Source organism: bacterium (assembly GCA_040756715.1).
Taxonomy (GTDB): Bacteria; UBA9089; UBA9088; order UBA9088; family UBA9088; genus JBFLYE01.
This window is the reverse complement of the sequence record JBFLYE010000207.1, coordinates 12726-31562: the sequence shown is the minus strand read 5'-3', so window position 1 is coordinate 31562 and position 18837 is coordinate 12726. Positions and strand designations below refer to the sequence as shown.

Annotated in this window: 17 protein-coding genes; 15 read left to right on the top strand and 2 right to left on the bottom strand. The window is 37.1% G+C overall.

All coding sequences use genetic code 11. From position 1 onward, the window contains the following. Positions 1-158: 158 nt before the first annotated feature. Positions 159-4727 (bottom strand): flagellar hook-basal body complex protein, encoded by a 4569-nt coding sequence (locus AB1397_08115; protein ID MEW6482936.1) that lies wholly within the window; start codon positions 4725-4727, stop codon positions 159-161. Positions 4728-4768: 41 nt separating this feature from the next. Next, positions 4769-5173, bottom strand: coding sequence for a flagellar hook capping FlgD N-terminal domain-containing protein (locus AB1397_08110; GenBank protein MEW6482935.1), 405 nt, complete (start codon positions 5171-5173; stop codon positions 4769-4771). 57 nt (positions 5174-5230) lie between these two features. On the opposite strand from AB1397_08110, the gene aroE reads away from it, so the two are divergent. The 15 genes from aroE (at position 5231) to AB1397_08035 (ending at position 18301) form a co-directional block, all read left to right on the top strand. Beyond that, positions 5231-6121 (top strand): shikimate dehydrogenase, encoded by an 891-nt coding sequence (gene aroE, locus AB1397_08105; protein MEW6482934.1) that lies wholly within the window; start codon positions 5231-5233, stop codon positions 6119-6121. Between the two features lie 7 nt (positions 6122-6128). Further along, positions 6129-6458 (top strand): nucleotidyltransferase domain-containing protein, encoded by a 330-nt coding sequence (locus tag AB1397_08100; GenBank protein ID MEW6482933.1) that lies wholly within the window; start codon positions 6129-6131, stop codon positions 6456-6458. Then, positions 6455-6844, top strand: a complete 390-nt coding sequence (locus tag AB1397_08095) for a HEPN domain-containing protein (protein MEW6482932.1) — start codon at positions 6455-6457, stop codon at positions 6842-6844. The genes AB1397_08100 and AB1397_08095 overlap by 4 nt, the downstream gene beginning before the upstream one ends. Further along, the gene (serS, locus tag AB1397_08090; protein MEW6482931.1) at positions 6838-8106 is read left to right on the top strand and encodes a serine--tRNA ligase; all 1269 of its coding nucleotides are present in this window, start codon (positions 6838-6840) and stop codon (positions 8104-8106) included. Before AB1397_08095 ends, serS begins: the two co-directional genes overlap by 7 nt. Before the next feature lie 49 nt (positions 8107-8155). Further along, positions 8156-9100, top strand: a complete 945-nt coding sequence (locus AB1397_08085) for a magnesium transporter CorA family protein (protein ID MEW6482930.1) — start codon at positions 8156-8158, stop codon at positions 9098-9100. Positions 9101-9336: 236 nt separating this feature from the next. Then, positions 9337-9900, top strand: a complete 564-nt coding sequence (gmhA, locus tag AB1397_08080) for a D-sedoheptulose 7-phosphate isomerase (protein MEW6482929.1) — start codon at positions 9337-9339, stop codon at positions 9898-9900. After that, a complete protein-coding gene (locus AB1397_08075; protein ID MEW6482928.1) occupies positions 9893-10606 on the top strand; it encodes a nucleotidyltransferase family protein in 714 nt (237 codons plus the stop codon). The genes gmhA and AB1397_08075 overlap by 8 nt, the downstream gene beginning before the upstream one ends. Beyond that, positions 10581-11579, top strand: a complete 999-nt coding sequence (locus AB1397_08070) for a kinase (protein ID MEW6482927.1) — start codon at positions 10581-10583, stop codon at positions 11577-11579. Before AB1397_08075 ends, AB1397_08070 begins: the two co-directional genes overlap by 26 nt. After that, the gene (locus tag AB1397_08065) at positions 11579-12502 is read left to right on the top strand and encodes a GDP-L-fucose synthase (GenBank protein ID MEW6482926.1); all 924 of its coding nucleotides are present in this window, start codon (positions 11579-11581) and stop codon (positions 12500-12502) included. Before AB1397_08070 ends, AB1397_08065 begins: the two co-directional genes overlap by 1 nt. Then, on the top strand, positions 12499-13506 hold the full coding sequence (locus tag AB1397_08060; protein MEW6482925.1) for a GDP-mannose 4,6-dehydratase: 1008 nt from the start codon (positions 12499-12501) through the stop codon (positions 13504-13506). The genes AB1397_08065 and AB1397_08060 overlap by 4 nt, the downstream gene beginning before the upstream one ends. Next, entirely contained in the window at positions 13452-14705 is a 1254-nt protein-coding gene (locus AB1397_08055; GenBank protein MEW6482924.1) for a DegT/DnrJ/EryC1/StrS family aminotransferase, read from the top strand. Before AB1397_08060 ends, AB1397_08055 begins: the two co-directional genes overlap by 55 nt. Positions 14706-14750: 45 nt before the next feature. Further along, positions 14751-14984 carry a hypothetical protein gene (locus tag AB1397_08050; protein MEW6482923.1) on the top strand — a complete coding sequence of 78 codons (234 nt, stop codon included), beginning with the start codon at positions 14751-14753 and terminating at the stop codon, positions 14982-14984. Between the two features lie 36 nt (positions 14985-15020). Beyond that, positions 15021-16544, top strand: a complete 1524-nt coding sequence (locus AB1397_08045; protein ID MEW6482922.1) for a radical SAM protein — start codon at positions 15021-15023, stop codon at positions 16542-16544. After that, a complete protein-coding gene (locus tag AB1397_08040; protein MEW6482921.1) occupies positions 16537-17376 on the top strand; it encodes a transketolase in 840 nt (279 codons plus the stop codon). Before AB1397_08045 ends, AB1397_08040 begins: the two co-directional genes overlap by 8 nt. Beyond that, on the top strand, positions 17369-18301 hold the full coding sequence (locus AB1397_08035) for a transketolase C-terminal domain-containing protein (GenBank protein MEW6482920.1): 933 nt from the start codon (positions 17369-17371) through the stop codon (positions 18299-18301). Before AB1397_08040 ends, AB1397_08035 begins: the two co-directional genes overlap by 8 nt. The last annotated feature ends 536 nt before the right edge of the window (positions 18302-18837 follow it).

Below are 18837 nucleotides of genomic sequence, written 5' to 3'. Positions count from 1 at the left end.
GTTTTATAAAATTTTTTCCCTTTTAATTCAAAATTCAACATTCAAAATTCATAATTTTATAAAGTTTTCCTTAAGATTATCTAAACACATACATTTTGTAAAGCGTTATGGAATTAACTATAATTTAAAATTCAAAATTTAAAATTTATAATTTTTTATTACCTCTTCATATTGACAATTTCTGTCAATATCTGGTCGTCGGTTACAATTATACGAGCATTTGCCTGAAATGCACGCTGGGCAATGATAAGGTCGGTAAATTCCTCAACTAAGTCAACATTTGCCATCTCCAAAGCACCTGACTGGATAGAACCAAATCCACCTTCACCTGGTGTTCCAATCTGTGCCTTTCCTGAGTTTAGGGTTTCGGTAAAGAAGGTAGCTGAGGTTTTAAAGAGCCCTGAGGGATTACTGAAGGTGACTAAAGCTATCTGTCCAAGCTCTTGAACCTGCTCATTGGTATATTTGCCAACAATTATACCCTTTGCATTTATGCTTTTTTCCTGAAGTTTTCCCATTCCATATCCATCTTGAGAGGTCTCGGCATCGGATTTTGATGCCCTTGTATCTATTTGGGCAAATTGATGAAGCTTGGTAAAGTCGGTGGTTATCTCTGAAGGAACTGCTCCCAGAGAGCTAAAGTAGACCCCTTTAAACCTTGTTCCCGCTGGCTGTTCGTCTGAGGGAGACTCAAATACCTTTGAGTTTTCTTTGTCATAATTTCCCTCCTTAAAGGCAACTATTCCATATCCCGCGAATTTGTTGTTGTCTACTGGATTTAAGAGGCTCCAGAGCCACTTATCTTGCGAAAGCCTCTCAAATCTATAGGAAATCTCGATTAGCTTTCCTAGGCTATCATATATTTTAGCAGGAGAAAGATAGAAATATCCCTCATTATATTGAGCGGTAACCGCATCTCCCTCATCCGATGATTTATAACCTATATATGTATTATCTACATTTGTATTTGGGGTAAAGACAAGGGATTCGGCTCCAAAATTGCCATTGGGAATGAATACATCACTCGAGGGAGGATTGACCTGGCGATATTCAACCTCAACAATATTTCCTGATGTATAGGCTTCATCTAAAATTATCCGATCCACCCCACCTGAGCCCCCTCCGTCCTGAAATGTGAACTTTGATGCATCCTGAACTACATTATTTACTCTAAGCACTAAGGTTGTTGAATCAACATCTGGATTTTTAAGGTCAAAGGCATTAAGCCGTGTATAGTCTACCCATATATCCGAGTCGTTTGCAGGAATACCAGCAGATTGCGTTATAGCAATTGCATCCCTTCCACCTGTTCCCTCATTATCTAAAAATGCTACCTGGTCTTTTGGAATCATTATAATCTCATGTCCAGCAGGAGCCGCTGAATCATAATAATAAGCAACCACTGTATCTCTATCCACATCTGAATGAAAAAGGTCAAAAAGAACAGGCTCAGGGGGAGCAGCAGGAAATGTGCCAACCTTTTCCTTTACTACATTGGTTCCCCACTTTCCTGCTCCCACCCTTCCCAATTCTTCATCCTTTACCTCATTTGAAGCAACATTTATCCTGATAAAGTCCCTTCCTGTTCCCGCAGCAGAGGTTGTATCTGCCCATCCATCCTCAGGTATTGGCCTTTCTGTTTCTAAGTCCATCACAGAATTATTATTTCCTCCCTCAATGGTTCCTAAGGAAATATTTACCTCTGAAAAGAAGGGAACCGTTCCTGTTTCGGAAAGGGATATCCTTGCCCCCTCTGTCTTTGAGCTTATTTTAAATTTATCGGTAGATGAATCATATTCTATGGCCACCATTGCATCCGATGAATTTATCTCATCCAGGAGGGATTGAACGGTTGGATAATATGTAAGGTTTATCTCTTTTGAGATATATTTTCCCGAATCTGTCTCAATCGTTATTGTTCCATTTATTGTTCCTGAATCAAATTGATCCCAACCCCCTCCTAAATTTACAATCCCAATTCCATCAATAACCTCCATGCTTGATGTAATCTCGGGAACAGATTCTGTATCCCTAAAGTTGTTGATTACCTTATAATCAGCATCAAGCTGAAGGATGCCTTTTGCTTCAACGGTCTTGTTATAGTTATAATCTGCGGTTACTACCCGATTATAGGCAGGAGAAACTGGAATAGAAACCTCATCTACGCCATCGGTTAAAAGATGGGCTTTGGTTAAAAAGCCATCGCTTGTGTATTGGCTTACCCTCATACTTAACTCTGAATTTACTGTGGTAAATCTATCTGTATTAGGGTCGTATCTTATGGTGAGAGGAAGGGGATCGCCTTGTATAGCAGGGTCATTGGTAACGGAAGAATCATTCCTTAGGGCTGCTGGAACCACGGCATGATTTACATCATCAATAAACTCCTGAACAGATCCATAATCTCCCAGCTTTCTGGAATCCCAGAAGGCAGTATAAGAAGTCCCAGCTTTGGTTATCGTCCATGTAAATGTAATCCACTCATCTGGGAGTGTACTCATATCTGCCTGTTTAAATCCATTGTTAAATCCTGCCTTAATAAATGGCTTAGAAATGTCCAATCTATTCATCACAACCTCTTCCCTACTCCTTGGATTTTCGTTGGGAGCAATCGATGCCTCAGCTGTGCCTTCCTCTCCTGGAAGCTTTGCATGGGCTAAAAATCCCTCTTGATTGCTCTGGGAGAGATATATTGTTCCTGAGTTTTTTATCACAAAGCGATCATCCTTCAGATTGTAAGAGATCTCAAAGGGCTTGGTTCTTCCCGTTGGATCAATCTTACTATTTACCGATTCTGTAACTGTGCTTAAAAAGTCTCTTACGCTTGAGTAGCTTCTTAAACTAGAAGATGTCCAAAACTGGCCTGCCCCAGATCCCCATCTAATGGTTATGGTTGAGTCCAAAGCATCATCTGGCATTACCAAATTAGGTGCAGAATTGAACCCTGCGCTTTCAAATGGCTGATCAATATCAAGGTAATCCCTAGCTACCTCCTCGCTACTTATGGTAGAGAAAAAGGTTATTTGATCATTTCCACCCACCCCTAAGTTATTATTAAATGTATAGCTTGCCTTATCTTGAAGGATATCATCTATCTTTATTTCAAGGGTTGTTGGATCAACCGAGGATGAGTTTAGATTAAAGCCATTTCTCATATAATCTGCGATTATTTTACTTCCCAAAGGTGGTGGACCAGCTTCTATATTTCCCGCTCCATCATCATGGCTAATAAAGATTATCCGGTCAACCCCGTTCCTACTTTTTCCAATATTTACCCCTACATCTCCATTTGTGCCATTATAGGGATAGATTACCTCGGTTTGGCCATTGTCATCAAAGTAGTAGGAATTAAGTGGAGGGCTATATTCGGCTTGTATATATGCGGATCCTTCTCCTGCGGGAAGTTTGTATGGAGAATAAATAACTGGGGTACTGCTTCCAGGAGGAATAACACTAATTTGAAGGGTTGAGGGATCAATATCTGCATTATCAAGTTCAAAGACAAGTGCCCTTGTCTTAACATCATCAGGATCGGCTGCATTATACGCAACTCTTGTATAACCAACCACCTCTCCGGTTACCTGACCAGGCAAAAGGCCATAATCATCAGACCTATAATAATAGGCATTTGTTGAAATAGGCTCATTCGTTGAAGCATCTATTGCCTTCCATCTTAGATAGAAATTATCTGGATTTTTGGGATCTAGGAGATGATCAAAATCAATCCTTAGATCATTAGAGGAATGATATATCCTGGTAGGAATCTTTGCCTCGGTAAAAAAGCCTGTCCTTCCCGAGGCAGGTGTTTCAGAAACAACAATCCTTCCCCCTGCACTTTTTACTGCTTCAATTTCGGGGTCTACCTTAAGGATAAACCTATCCTCCTCTACACTATATTCTATAGAAACCCCTGTGGTTGCTGAATTGTTGTTTATGGTATTTATAAGGTCCCTGGGTTTTGAACCTAGATCAAATGTCTTGGTTGAACCCTCTGGGCCTAGGGTTATTGTTCCCGTGGGTGTATTTTCAAAGTTTGCCTCATCCCAAGATACATCAAGGGAAATCTTTAACCCCTCTTCTGAGACAGGAACAACACTCTTTATATACTTTACAAAATTAAGGGAAATTGGATCAAATATCTTTTTGGCTGATGAGTTAAGCGTCTTTTCAAATGAGATGTTGGTGGTTTGCTTAGGGCTCATAATATCCTCTAAATTTATCTTTAATCCCTCCAATGGCTTACTTGTATCAATCTTTGTCTTGTTATTGGCATCGATCACTAGCTGACCGGTTACAGAATCCCTCTCTGCCGCCCATCCTAATACCCTACGACCATTGGATTGGTTTATAAGGTTTCCCACATTATCAAAGGTAAAATTTCCCGCCCTGGTATAGTTATTGCCATCATCACCGTCAACAATAAAGTATCCCTCTCCATTTATCACAAGGTCTGTTTTAACCTGGGTTTCTTTTACTGTTCCTTGGGTATGGACAACCTGGATAACACTCACCCGCGAGCCCAAACCAACCTGCATGGGATTTGTTCCTCCTGTTTCACCCATGGCAGGCATAGCTCCCTCTAAGCTCTGGTTTAATAGGTCCTGGAATGAAATCCTTGATTTCTTAAAACCAGGCGTATTTACATTCGCCATATTCCCAGCTATTACATCAAACCATAGCTGGTTAATCCTCATCCCGGTAATCCCTGAATAGACTGATCTTAACATCTTTTTTTGCCTCCCTTAAAATTGCAAATTTTAAATTTCATTTAATTTTCTACAGAAACGATATTATTAAATTCTGTCTCTAATATTCCTCCCGAATAAGATAATTTAAGATAAGGTTGATCATTTTTATAATTTATTTCAATTACCCTTCCGGTGATGGTTTGGCTGTCAGATATTTGAACACTTACCTGTTTTCCCAAAACAGAAAGGACATCTGCCTTTGAATTTATATTCATAAAGGAAACAAAGCTCTCGTTGAGGTTCATCATTTGCTCTAAAGTAGAAAATGTTGCCAGTTGGGCAATAAATTCCTTATTGTCCAAAGGCTCAAGTGGATTTTGATTTTTCATTTCAACGGTAAGAAGCTTTAGAAAATCATCCCTTCCCAGCCCCATCTTATGGATTGCCAAACTTCCTGCTGAACTGATGCCAGAAACTGTGTTCATATTACTTTACTTTATATTTATATCGGCATTTTTTTAAAAAAACTTTAGGATTTTTTTATGCTTGAAATTATCTTGATTTTATGGGATAATTTTCTTATGCAAATTACAGGGAAAACAAAGATTGTTGGGGTTATGGGATGGCCTGTTAAACATACATTTTCTCCCATAATGCACAATGCTTGCTTTTCACAGCTTAATATGAATTGGGTATATCTTCCCTTTAATGTAGAACCAGAAAGGCTTAAGGAGGCAATATATGGTCTTTCTGCCTTGGGTATTGTTGGCGTTAATGTAACAATTCCTCATAAGATTGAAGCAATGAGCCATCTTACAGGGATAGATGAAAAGGCAAAAATGATTGGTGCGGTAAATACTATTAAATTCGGAATGCGAAATGCGGAATGCGGAATGCGGGAAAATGGAATCTTTGGCTATAATACAGATGGAGAGGGGTTTATTGCATCAATTAAGGATTTTAGTTTAAAGGGAAAAAATGCCTTGCTTATAGGATGTGGTGGGGCAGGCAGGGCAATTGGTGTATCATTGGCATATGAGGGTATAGCCCGGCTTTGTATCTCTGATGTTTCAAAAGAGAGGGAAGACGGGCTTTATCGCTTACTAAAGGACAATTTTAACTGCTTTGTAAAGAGCTTTGATGGCAAAGTAGAACCCTATGACCTCATTATAAATGCAAGCCCTTTGGGAATGAAGGAAAATGACCCTATTCCCATTGAGCTATCACTTATTCAGAAAGAACAAATTGTCTATGACATTATCTATAATCCACCAAAAACAAGGCTTTTAATTGAAGGAGAAAAGAGGGGGGCAAAGATTATAAATGGCATTGAAATGCTTATCCATCAGGGGGCAAGAGCATTTGAAATATGGACAGGGGTTTATCCACCAATTGATGTAATGAGAAGGGCTGTTTTGGAAAAATTAAGGTAATATAAAGATGGTCTATTTAAATAAGAAAGAGAAGAGAGTGGTAACCTCTTTCGTAAAAGAGATAAGGGAAAGATTGGGGAATAAAATTCTTTCCATTAGGCTTTTTGGTTCAAAAACAAGGGGTGATTTTACTAAAGAATCAGATATAGATATATTTATCCTGGTTAAGAAAAGAAAGGGCATAAGGGATGAAATAAGTGATATAGCAGCAGATTATTTGTTTGAAACCAATAGTCCATTAGCCACTGTCGTCTACAGCCTATCTGAATATAAAAAGAATAAGGGATTGGGTTCGTTCTTTCTTGAGAAAGTAGAAAAAGAAGGGGTGGTCTTGTGAGCCGAATAAATTTAGCCAAATATAGAATTGAGAAAGCAAAAGAAAGATTGGTAGAGGCAGAGGATAGTCTAGCCAAAAATCACTATGGACTCTCAGTCAACAGAACTTACTATGCAATGTTTACAGCAGCCAGGGCTCTTCTTGCCCTAAAAGAGCTTGATTCAAGCAAACATTCAGGGGTAATTGCTCTATTTAACCAGCATATTGTTAAACCAGGATTTTTTTCAAAAGAGATTGGCAAATTATTAGCAAAAGCCAAAGATATCCGCGAAGATGCTGATTATGGAGATTTTGTAAAGATAACCAAAGAAGATGCCCAAACCCAACTTGCTTATGCTAAAGAGTTTATCAAAGAGGCAAAAGGGGTGTTCACTAAGCTATGCTAGATATAAAGTTTATCAGGGAAAATATTGAGACGGTAAGGGAGGCATTAAACAAGAGGGGGTATTCCTTTGATTTCCTTTCTTCCTTTGAAGAAAAGGAAAAAGAGAGAAGGATGCTTATCCAAGAAATTGATAAGGCAAGAGAAAAGAGAAATCTAATTCAAAAGAGGATAAACAGGGGAGAAAAAAACCTGATTGAAGAAACAAAGGCTTTATCTTCTAAAATAAAAGGGCTTGAGGGAAAAATAAGAGAAATAGAAGAGGGGCTGGATAAGCTCTTATATTTTATTCCAAACATTCCCCATTCCTCGGTTCCTATTGGAAAAGGCCCAGATGATAACAAAGAGATAAGAAGATGGGGGAAAATAAGGGAATTCTCCTTTGCTCCAAAGCCACATTGGGAAATGGGAGAAGCTTTGGGAATATTGGATGCAAAAAGGGCAACAAAATTATCTGGCTCAAAGTTTTCCCTTTATATAGGAAAGGGAGCTTTACTGGAAAGGGCTTTGATAAACTTTATGCTAAACCTTCATACAAAAGAAAATGGTTATAACGAGATTTCGCCACCATTCCTGGTTTCTTCAAAAACAATGAGAGGAACAGGACAGCTTCCAAAATTTTCTGATGATCTATTTAAATGCACCAATTGCGATTTATGGCTTATCCCAACTGCTGAGGTTCCCCTTACCAATCTCCATTCTGATGAAATCTTGAAGGAAGATGACCTTCCTCTGCTTTATACCGCCTATACACCCTGTTTTAGAAAAGAGGCGGGAAGCTATGGAAAGGAGACAAGGGGCTTAATAAGGCAGCATCAGTTTGATAAGATTGAGCTTGTTAGAATAAGCAAACCAGAGGATTCATATTCAGAGCTTGAAATTCTATTGTCCGATGCTTGTAAAGTATTGGAAAGATTGGAATTGCCATACAGGGTTGTTAGCTTATGCACAGGAGACCTTGGATTTTCAGCCTCAAAGACATATGATATTGAGGTATGGATGCCTGGAATGGGAAAATATGTAGAAATATCCTCTTGCTCTAATTTTACCGATTTCCAGGCAAGAAGATGCAATATAAAGTATAGAAGTCGGGAGTCGGGAGTCGAAAGTCGGGAGTCAAAGGCTAGATATGTTCATACATTGAATGGTTCAGGTTTGGCGGTAGGAAGAACATTTGCGGCAGTTTTGGAAAATTATCAAACCGAAGATGGAAGGGTAATTATTCCAGAGGTTTTAAGAAAATACATCGGGGAAGAAAAGATATGAAAACTGGTGCTAGAAGGATGCTAGTAGGCTGCTCTGGTGCTCTATCATTATGCTGAAATCATTTGCTTATATAGATGAAAAAATAGCCTCTGATATAAAAAGGGAAGAGATAGGGCTTAATCTTTCCAAGGCTGAGCTTTTATGGATAGATATAGAAGACCCAAATGAGACAGATATTGATATATTAGAGGATGTCTTTAAATTCCATGAGCTATCCATTGAGGATTGTATCTTCCCCCAAAATCAGTCAAAGATTGATGAGTTTGAGGATTATCTCTTTATCGTTGTCCATGCATTGGTGAATTCTGAAATTGAAGGGATAAGCATATTTGTGGGAAAAAACTATGTAGTCTCAGTTCACGAAAGGCCAATCCCTGCTTTATCTGAGCTTATAGGCACAATAAAGAAGAAGGAAGAGCTTCTTAAGAATAATTCCTGCTTCCTTCTCCATTCTATTCTTGATAAAATAGTAGATAGCTTCCTTCTCATTACTGAAAGGATTGATGCTGAAATTGACAGGGCAGAGGAAGAGGCTATGCTTAATCCCTCCCGGAATGCGATAAGCCGTCTCTTTGATATCAAAAAGAAGATTTTGTCGCTTAGAAGAATAATCCTTCCCCAGCAGTCAGTGATCAACACCATTATTAGAAAACCATTTCCCATCATAAAGGAAGAAACTATCCCCTATTTTAAGGATATAGCTGACCATATTATCCAAGTAAATACAACCCTTAACACCTATAGGGATATTCTAACCCATATCCTTGAGGTATGCTCTTCAAACTTAGAATCCCATCTTTCTGAAGTCCTAAAGGTTCTTACTGTAATCGCTACATTGGCTATGCCATTTTTAATGATTACAAGCTACTATGGAATGAATATAGCCCTTCCTGAGTTTAAATGGGGGATAAAGGGAGTAGCATTTGTCTTTGGGATTGCCATAGCCTCTACCCTGGCCGTATTTATCTATTTTAGGAAAAAGCGCCTGCTATGAAGAATATTAAGCTGTAATATGAACAGGGCTATACTAAGTCAACAAAGGAAAAAGGGGGAAAAATCTAATAGAAAAACATAAGGAACTTAAAGAAAGGCAAATACCAGATCGTATAAAAGCAATACTTCTTCTTAAACGATGGTTTTACATATGGTCAAATTGCCAAAATTACAAGACAAGAGCACAATAAGAATTTTTCATTGCAACATATATTGAGGATATTTTATAATAAATAAATGATAAAAGAGAGGATTAAGGAAACAATAGAGAATTTAAATAGATTGAACAATGAGAATTACCTAAGGGCTATCTTAGAAACAATTGATGTAATTGCTAATGCTATTAAAAAAGGAAATAAGCTAATGCTTTGTGGAAACGGTGGAAGTGCGGCAGATGCTCAACATATCGCAGGTGAATTCTTATGCAGATTTTATAAAGATAGAAATCCTATCTCTGCCATTGCCTTAACCACAGATACCTCTGTTTTAACATCCATTTCTAATGATTATTCTTATAATGATGTTTTTAGCCGGCAAGTAAAAGGTTTGGGAAAAGAGGGTGATGTTCTTTTGGGCATATCTACAAGTGGAAATTCAGAAAATGTTTTACAAGCATTTAAAAGGGCAAAAAATCTTAATATTAAAACCATCCTCCTTACCGGTGAAAAGCAAGGAAGGATTGAAGAATTTTCTGATATTGTAATTAAAACCCCATCAAATAACACTCCACGCATCCAGGAGATGCACCTTTTAATTGAACATATCATTTGCGAAATTATTGAGAAGGAAATATGTGGCTAATTTAGGGGAAGTAATAGTATTAGCAGGCGGAAAAGGCACAAGGCTTCAAAGTATTACAAAGGATATCCCAAAACCTATGGTAGATATAAATGGAAAGCCATTTCTTTCCTATTTAATGAATTATCTAAAAATTCAAAATATAAATAGGGTTTTGCTTTCAGTAGGATATAAACATCAAGCCATTATAGACTATTTTGGTTTAGAATACAGAGGATTAGCAATAGAATATGTTGTAGAAGAAGAAGCCCTGGGAACAGGTGGGGCGATTAATGAGGCTTTAAAAAGAACAGAGAAAGATGATATTTTTGTCTTAAATGGCGATACATTTTTTCCTCTTAATTTAGAGGAATTGAGAAATTTTCATTGTAGCGAGCATTCTCTATTGACAATCGCTATAAAGCTAATGTATAATTTTGAAAGATATGGTTCTATAATATTAAAGGGGAATAAAATAATTGGTTTTGAGGAGAAATCTTTTAAGGAGAAAGGTTATATAAATGGTGGAATATACATTATGAAAAGGGCAGTTATGGACTTTTTTCCTCCCGAAAAAGCCTTTTCCTTTGAAAATTTTTTAGAGAAAAATATTGACAAAATTAATCCCTTTGCCTTTATTAGCAATGATTATTTTATTGATATAGGAATTCCTGAAGATTACAAAAAGGCAGGGCAAGAACTAAATGGTTATTTCAAAAACACCCCATAGGATTTCATTTTTTGGAGGGGGGACAGATTATCCCTCCTTTTATCTGGAAAATGGAGGAAAGGTATTAGGGGCAGCGATTGACAAATATTGCTATATTACCGGTAGAAAGCTTCCACCATTTTTTTACCATAAACATAGAATAGTATATTCAAAGATAGAGTTGATAAATAGTATAGATGAGATTCAACACCCTTCAGTAAGGGAGACATTAAAATATTTAGGAATTACAGAGGGAGTGGAGATTCATCATGAGGGAGATATTCCTGCCCTTTCTGGAATGGGCTCAAGCTCATCCTTTACGGTTGGGCTTTTAAAAACCCTATATGCCCTTAATGGAAAGGTTATTTCTAAAGAAGAGCTTTTTAAGCAGGCAATCTATATTGAGCAAAAGCTTATAAAAGAAAATGTAGGTTCTCAAGATCAGGTATGGGCTGCCTGTGGAGGGTTAAATACCATTGAGTTTTTGCAAAATGGAGAGATTATTGTGAATCCTATTATTATGAAAGAAAAGCATTTAAAAAGCTTTGAAAATAAATTTATGCTTTTTTATACAGGGCTTTCTAGACATGCCTCAGAGATAGCAGGAGAGCAGATAAAAAATACACAAAAAAATAAGGAAAACTTATTTAAAATGAAGGAGTTGGTAGATGAGGCTTATAAAATCCTTACCTCAGGCAGGAATGATTTTTCTGATTTTGGCAAGCTTTTAAATGAAACCTGGCAATTAAAAAGAAGGCTATCAAACAAAATTGCCACCAGCGAGATTGACAATATATATGAGGTTGCTCTTAGAAATGGTGCAATAGGGGGTAAATTATTAGGAGCAGGTGGCGGTGGATTTATGTGCTTCTATGTAGAGGAAGAGAATCAAAATAAGGTAAGGGAGGCATTAAAAGGCTATCTATATGTTCCCTTTAAATTTGATTTTACTGGCTCTGAGATTATTGTCTATCAGCCAGATTACCAAAAATAATGGAAAGGGAGGAAAAAATCTATATTGCAGGGCATAAAGGTTTGATTGGGCAAGCAATCCTTCTTAAGCTTAAAAATAAAGGATATACAAATATAGTTACAAAAACCTCCCAAGAACTTGATCTGACCCGTCAATCGGAAGTAGAAAGATTTTTTCAAGAAGAAAGGCCAGAATATGTTTTTTTAGCAGCCGCTCGGGTGGGAGGGATAAATGCAAATATGAGGTTTCCTGCCAAGTTTATCTATGAAAATCTTTTAATCCAGAGCAATATTATCCATTCAGCATATCTCTATAAGGTTAAAAAGCTCTTATTCTTTGGTTGCGCCTGTTGCTATCCTTGTGAATATCAAAAGCCAATAAAAGAGGAGAATCTTCTTTCAGGGTATTTAGAACCTACCAATGAAGCCTTCGCGGTGGCTAAGATTGCTGGAATAAAGATGTGCGAGGCTTATAATCAAGAATACAATACAAATTTTATCTCTGCTATACCAACCAATGCTTATGGTCCAAATGATAACTTTGACCTTGATGATTCCCATGTAATTCCAGCCTTGATAAAAAAGTTTCACAATGCAAAGATAAAGGGTGAAAATAATGTTGTCCTATGGGGAACAGGTAAGCCAATAAGGGAGTTTATCTATGTTGATGATCTTGCAGATGCCTCTATTTTTCTAATGGAAGGTTATAATAAATCAGATATTATCAATATAGGGACACAAGAGGGGGTTTCTATAAAAGAGCTTGCTTATCTTATAAAGGAGATAGTGAACTTTAAGGGTGAAATTATCTTTGATATAGAAAAACCCGATGGTATGGCTTATAAGGTGCTTGATGGAACTAGATTGAGAAATCTCGGATGGCAGGCAAAAATATCATTAAAAGAGGGTCTCTTTAAAACCTACAATTGGTATCTAAAACAATGAAAATTTTAATTACAGGCATAACCGGGTTTGTGGGAAGCCATCTGGCAGAATATATTATTACAAATTTTGCTGAAAATAAAATTTTAGGCTTAGTGCGTTGGCGAGCTCCGGTAGAAAATATAAAACACATTCTTGACAAGATTAAATTATGCTATGGCGACTTATTGGACATCCCTTCTTTGAAAGCCATCTTAAGAGAAGAAAAACCCGAGGTTATCTTTCATCTTGCCGCACAATCATATGTTGATTTTAGTTTTAGCTCACCCATTGCTACCCTACAGGCAAATGTTCTCGGAACCTGCAATTTATTAGAGGCAGTAAAAGAATTAAAATTTAGCTTAAACTACGACCCCATAGTCCATATTTGTTCATCATCGGAATGTTATGGCCAAGTAAAAGAGGATGAGGTTCCCATAAAGGAAGAAAATCCCTTTAGACCAGCTTCTCCTTATGCGGTAAGCAAGGTTGCTGAAGATATGCTTGGTCTTCAATATTGGTTATCTTGGAAGATTAAGACAATAAGAACAAGGCTTTTTACCCACACTGGCCCACGCCGGGGTGAGGTCTTTGCCGAGTCTAGTTTTGCCAAACAAATTGCCTCAATTGAAAAAAATTTAATCCCACCTGTAATTAAGGTAGGAAATTTGGAGAGCATTCGGACATTTTTGGATGTTAAGGATGCCGTGAGAGCGTATTGGATATTGGTAAATAAATGCCCACCTGGAGAGGTTTATAATATAGGAGGAAAGGAGACAATGAGTGTGGGCGAAATGTTAAATAGACTAATTGGGCTTTCTTCCGTGAAGGATATAAAAATAGAAGTTGACCCTGCTCGCTTAAGACCATCTGATGTAACATTGCAAATACCCTGTATTGATAAATTTAAAAATAAAACAGGTTGGCAGCCAGAGATTCCTTTTGAAAAGACCCTTAATGACCTATTAGAGTATTGGAGGGAAGAATTATCTTATGCTCCCTGGAAGGCTCTTACTGTAGCAAAATAATGCGAATTCCCTTTGGAACAATATCAATAACAGAAAAATCCAGGAAAATAATCAATGAAGTCTTGGAAACAAATAGATTGTCTTCTGGGAAGTATGTTAGGGAGTTTGAGAAAAGGTTTGCTGAATTATTGGGAACAAAGGAGGCTATAGCGGTAAGCAGTGGCACTGATGCCGATGCATTGGCATTGGCGGTATTGTATGATTTCGGTGCAAATAGAGGGGATGAGATTATCCTTCCCGCCTTATCCTTTGCCGGCACAGGCAATGCTGTATTACAAGCTGGCTTTACCCCTGTTTTTGTTGATATAGATAGAATTACCCTAAACATAGACACAGAAAGAATTGAAGATGCGATTTCAGAAAAAACAAGGGCGATTATGCCGGTTCATTTAATGGGAAAGCCAGCAGAGATGGATACAATTTATACTATAGCAAAAAAGCACAATCTTTATGTAATTGAGGATGCAGCAGAGGCACATGGAGCAACTTATAAAAATAGAAAGGCAGGGACATTAGGGGATATGGGTGCTTTCAGCTTATATATAGCCCACATCATCACTACCATTGAAGGCGGAATTATTACTACCAATAATCCAGATTTTGCAGAGGTATTAAGGTCTTTAAGGAGCCATGGTAGAGCCTGTAAATGTGAATCTTGTGTCCTTAATATTTCTTCTTCTTATTGTCCAAAAAGGTTTAGTTTTGGAGATAATACTGACATTAGGTTTATCTTTGAAAGAATAGGTTTTTCCTCAAAGATGAATGAGTTAGAGGCAGCCATTGGCATAGGAAATCTTGAGATATATAATGAGATTCTTGAGAAAAGAAGGGGAAATCTTTATTATCTTATGGAGAAATTTAGGAAATTTTCTCCCTATCTTACCTCAATAGAAAAAGAGCCTTATGAGGAGATAGGCCCACATGCATTGCCTATTATTATTCAGGAAAAAGCTAATTTTACAAGAAATGAGTTTGTTTCTTATCTTGAGAAAAAGGGGATTGACACAAGAAGCCTGTTTTCATCTATGCCAACCCAATGTCCAGGCTTTACATTTTTAGGATATAAGCTGGGGGATTTCCCACATTCTGAATACATGGGAGAAAATGCTATTCATATTGGCGTTCATCAGGATTTAGGTAGAAAAGAATGTAATTATATTATCAATACCATTGAGGAATTTTTGGAAGAATTCCAATGAATAATATTTTTTTAGTGACCAGTGGTGCGGGATATAATTTTTGTCGTGAAAAATGTAGAAAAATTACAAAATACTCATTATAATATAGGCACTGGAATTGATTATTCGATAAAAGAGCTTGCAATAATTATAGCAAAGATTGTAGAATTTGAAGGTAGAATTCTCTGGGACAGAAGTAAACCGATGTGCGTTAAGAAAACTGTTGGACAGTTCAAGATTTTTAGACTTAGGATGGAAGCCTCAAACTTCCATGAAGGATGGACTAAGAAAGACCTATAATTGGTTCTTAGTTAACCAGGGAGGATGTAATCTGTAATGAGTGTAGAGATTTTATTTATAAATCCTGGCAGTCATAAAAAAACATATCAAAACCTATCATCTGAAAAATACACAGCTATTTCTACACCTGTATGGACAATGTTATTAGCCAACTATACAAGAAAAAAAGGATATCCTGTGGCAATCTACGATGTGAATGTTGAAGGTTGGAATGAAGATACAGCAAAGGAGATAATGAGTAAATACAATCCCGAGCTAATCATCATGATGGTCTATGGCCATAATCCTTGTGCGTCAACCCAGACAATGCCTGCTGCTATTAAAATAGCAGAGGATATAAAAAAATATAATAAAGATGTTTCTATTGCTATGGGAGGAATTCATCCCTCTGCCTTACCAGAAAGGACACTTAGGGAGGTAAATATTGACTTTGTGATCCAGGGAGAAGGAGCCTATACTATAGACGGTTTAATAAATTATATAAAAGGAAAGGAAGATATAAAAAACATAAAGGGGTTATGGTTTAGAAAAAATGGCTCTGTAGACTTTATAGGGCCTTCTTCCCTCATTGAAGACTTAGATGAAGAGTTAGATGATTATGCATGGGATTTACTACCGCCCCTTACAAATTATAGAGCACATAATATGCATTGTTTTCAGGACGCTGGAAAAAGCAAAAAAGAAGATTTTTCCGATATTAGAACACCATATGCGGCAATAAATACCTCTTTAGGATGTCCTTACTCATGCCACTATTGCTGTATAAATGCGACATTCGGAAAGCCAAAAATAAGATACTGGTCTCTGGATAAGGTAGCCTCATGGATTGATACCCTAGTTAATAAATATAAAGTTAGAAATATAAGATTTGATGATGAGCTTTTCATATTATCCTCCACAAGGGTAGAGAAGTTCTGTGATCTGATGATTGAGAGAGGTTATGATTTAAATCTCTGGGTATATGGAAGGGTTGATACAATTAAAGAGCAATTATTAAAAAAAATGAAGAAGGCCGGTGTAAACTGGATATGCCTTGGTATAGAATCAGGTAACGAAAGGGTTAGAGCTTCGGTAAACAAAAAGATTAAAAAAGATATAAAAGATATAGTAAAGATGATACAGGCAAATGATATATACGTCCTTGGTAATTATATGTTTGGACTGCCAGAAGACGATATAAATACAATGAAAGAGACACTCCAGCTTGCAATGGATTTAAATTGTGAGTTTGCAAACTTTTATTCTGTGATGGGATATCCAGGTTCAAGATTATATGATATTGCTATTAAAGAAGGTTGGGAACTTCCAAAAAATTGGAATGGCTTTTCACAACACTCTTATGAAACATTGCCCCTTCCAACAAAATATATCAGTGCAAAAGAAGTCTTAAAATTTAGAGATGAAGCATTTTATAAGTACTTTACAAATCCTGTATACGTCGATATAATAAGTAAGAAATTTCACGAAAAAGTAAAAGACCATATCCAAAAAATGTTAAACATAAAACTGGAAAGGAAAATATTAGAGAATAATTATCTACCAAGGAGAAAAAATGAATGAGATAGTTTCCAAGCTTAAGAAAAAGTCATACCAGATAAGAAAGACCGTGCTTGAGATGTGTATTAAAGCAGAAACAGGGCATATTACTTCATCGTTGTCATGTACGGATATTCTCGTTGTTTTATATTATGGAAATATTTTAAGGCATGATCCTAACAATCCTGATTGGGAAGAGCGGGATAGATTTATTTTAAGTAAAGGCCATGCCAGTCCTGTTTTGTACGCTATTCTTGCAGATTGTGGATATTTTGATTCTAAAGAGTTGGATAAGTTTGCTCAAAAAGATGGTAAATTTGGAGTTCATTTGCAACGGGATGTTCCAGGGGTTGAACTCACAGTGGGTTCATTGGGGCAAGGGTTCGGAACTGCTGCAGGAATTGCCTTGGGCGCTAAAATGAACCGCGATCTCTATCTTGTCTTTACCTTACTGGGAGATGGCGAGTGTTATGAAGGTTCAGTATGGGAAACGGCGCTCTTTGCTGCCCATAACAGGCTAAATAACTTGGTGGCTATTATTGATAGAAATTACTTGTGTGTTACCGATTTTACTGAGAGTCTTATAGCATTAGAGCCAATGGAGGAAAAATGGAAGTCTTTCGGATGGGAAGTGGTACGCATAGATGGACATTCCATAGAGGAGATAAGAGCCACATTGTTGCCACTACGTTCAAGGAAGTTAAGCAAACCTTTTGTGATAATTGCAGATACAGTGAAAGGAGAAGGTGTAGAATCGCTTTGTTATAAACCTTTGTGGCATGGTATTGCACCGAAAGGAGAAGCTGCAAAAAAAGCAATGATGGAACTTGAAAGGAGATTTGGTAGTTATGAATAATATGACCCAAAGAGATGCATTTTGGAATAAGGTATATGAAATAGCACTGAAGAATAAAGATATTATTGTGATTTCTGCTGATATGGGGGCGTCAGCATTGGATAATTTTAGGAGAGATTTACCATCACATTTTGTCAATGTTGGTATTGCAGAACAGAATGGGATATTGATAGCCACTGGATTAACATTGAGCGGAAAGAAGGTCTTTGTATATGCGATAGCCCCTTTTATAACCCTGCGGTGTCTGGAGCAGATAAGGGTTAATAATGCTATTATGAAGATACCCCTAACCCTTGTCGGTGTTGGGGCAGGGTTTGGTTATGATGATTCAGGACCAACACATCATATTACTGAAGACATAGCCATCTTGAGAGCAATGCCTCACATAACCATACACAGTGTGACTGATAGCGTTATGGCCTCTGCTATTGCAGAAATATCTTGTAAGATGAAAATGCCCAACTATGTAAGATTAGACAGAGGGGTCTTTCCGAACCTCTACGATAGAAATTCTGATTTTACTGAAGGATTATGTGTGTTAAAAGAGAGCAAGGATTATTACATAGTCTCTACAGGCTGCATGACACACGCTGCCCTGGATATTGCTGATAAACTTAAAAGGAAAAAGATTAATGTGGGTGTGATAGATGTTTATACCTTGCCAATAAATGTAAGCTTATTCCTTAAGATTATTAAAGGAGCAAAAAAACTAATCACTTTGGAAGAACATTTTCTATCAGGAGGATTTGGTAGTTTGGTCTGCGAGGTCTTGAATGATAATGACCTTCTGATTCCTGTCAAACGTATAGGCTTGCCTATAGATAGAGGGTACTGTTATAAATATGGCGGAAGGGAAATTATTAGAAGTTATTATGGGGTGGATAAAGAAAGTATGGAAAGACAAATAATAGAGTTTTTGGCATGATCTGACCATGGCTTTTCACAACACTCTTATGAGATGTTTCCTCTGCTAACAAAATATATCAGTGCAAGGGATGTTCTAAAATTTCTTATTTTTCGCAACCTTGAAGTTCGTTTCTCAAAAATTGCTCTTTGACAGTTTAACTTAATGAGAAAGAATTTGTTAGGGCACCTCCACCTGAAGGAGAACTTAAGGAGATACTAAAGACTCTTGGCTTAGAGTTGGCTTGGAGGTAAAAGGGGGATGTTTGTCTTTTTAGCAATGATAGGGAAGAATAGTCAAAGAAGAGGAAGGAGAGATATAATCTTCTCTTAAATGAGAAGGATAAAAGGTATTCTTTATAATCTTGGGAGTCCTTCTGAAGGGAAAAAAGGAGAAACTTAAGGTTAAGGTTGCGAAATATCTGAAATTTATATCATCTCTTATGAATAAAGAGGTTTTTGATTTTGTTCAATGCCTTTTTTACCTCTCCTATCTAAAATATATTTCTGGTGATATTGAAGAAAGCAAACAATATTTTCTTAAAATGCGATTTTTTG

Excerpts from the sequence above, each read along its gene's own strand:
- AB1397_08115 (MEW6482936.1), bottom strand. The coding sequence starts at position 4,727 with ATGTTAAGATCAGTCTATTCAGGGATTACCGGGATGAGGATTAACCAG.
- AB1397_08110 (MEW6482935.1), bottom strand. The coding sequence starts at position 5,173 with ATGAACACAGTTTCTGGCATCAGTTCAGCAGGAAGTTTGGCAATCCAT.
- aroE (MEW6482934.1), top strand. The coding sequence starts at position 5,231 with ATGCTTGAAATTATCTTGATTTTATGGGATAATTTTCTTATGCAAATT.
- AB1397_08100 (MEW6482933.1), top strand. The coding sequence starts at position 6,129 with ATGGTCTATTTAAATAAGAAAGAGAAGAGAGTGGTAACCTCTTTCGTA.
- serS (MEW6482931.1), top strand. The coding sequence starts at position 6,838 with ATGCTAGATATAAAGTTTATCAGGGAAAATATTGAGACGGTAAGGGAG.
- AB1397_08085 (MEW6482930.1), top strand. The coding sequence starts at position 8,156 with ATGCTGAAATCATTTGCTTATATAGATGAAAAAATAGCCTCTGATATA.
- gmhA (MEW6482929.1), top strand. The coding sequence starts at position 9,337 with ATGATAAAAGAGAGGATTAAGGAAACAATAGAGAATTTAAATAGATTG.
- AB1397_08070 (MEW6482927.1), top strand. The coding sequence starts at position 10,581 with ATGGTTATTTCAAAAACACCCCATAGGATTTCATTTTTTGGAGGGGGG.
- AB1397_08065 (MEW6482926.1), top strand. The coding sequence starts at position 11,579 with ATGGAAAGGGAGGAAAAAATCTATATTGCAGGGCATAAAGGTTTGATT.
- AB1397_08060 (MEW6482925.1), top strand. The coding sequence starts at position 12,499 with ATGAAAATTTTAATTACAGGCATAACCGGGTTTGTGGGAAGCCATCTG.
- AB1397_08045 (MEW6482922.1), top strand. The coding sequence starts at position 15,021 with ATGAGTGTAGAGATTTTATTTATAAATCCTGGCAGTCATAAAAAAACA.
- AB1397_08040 (MEW6482921.1), top strand. The coding sequence starts at position 16,537 with ATGAATGAGATAGTTTCCAAGCTTAAGAAAAAGTCATACCAGATAAGA.
- AB1397_08035 (MEW6482920.1), top strand. The coding sequence starts at position 17,369 with ATGAATAATATGACCCAAAGAGATGCATTTTGGAATAAGGTATATGAA.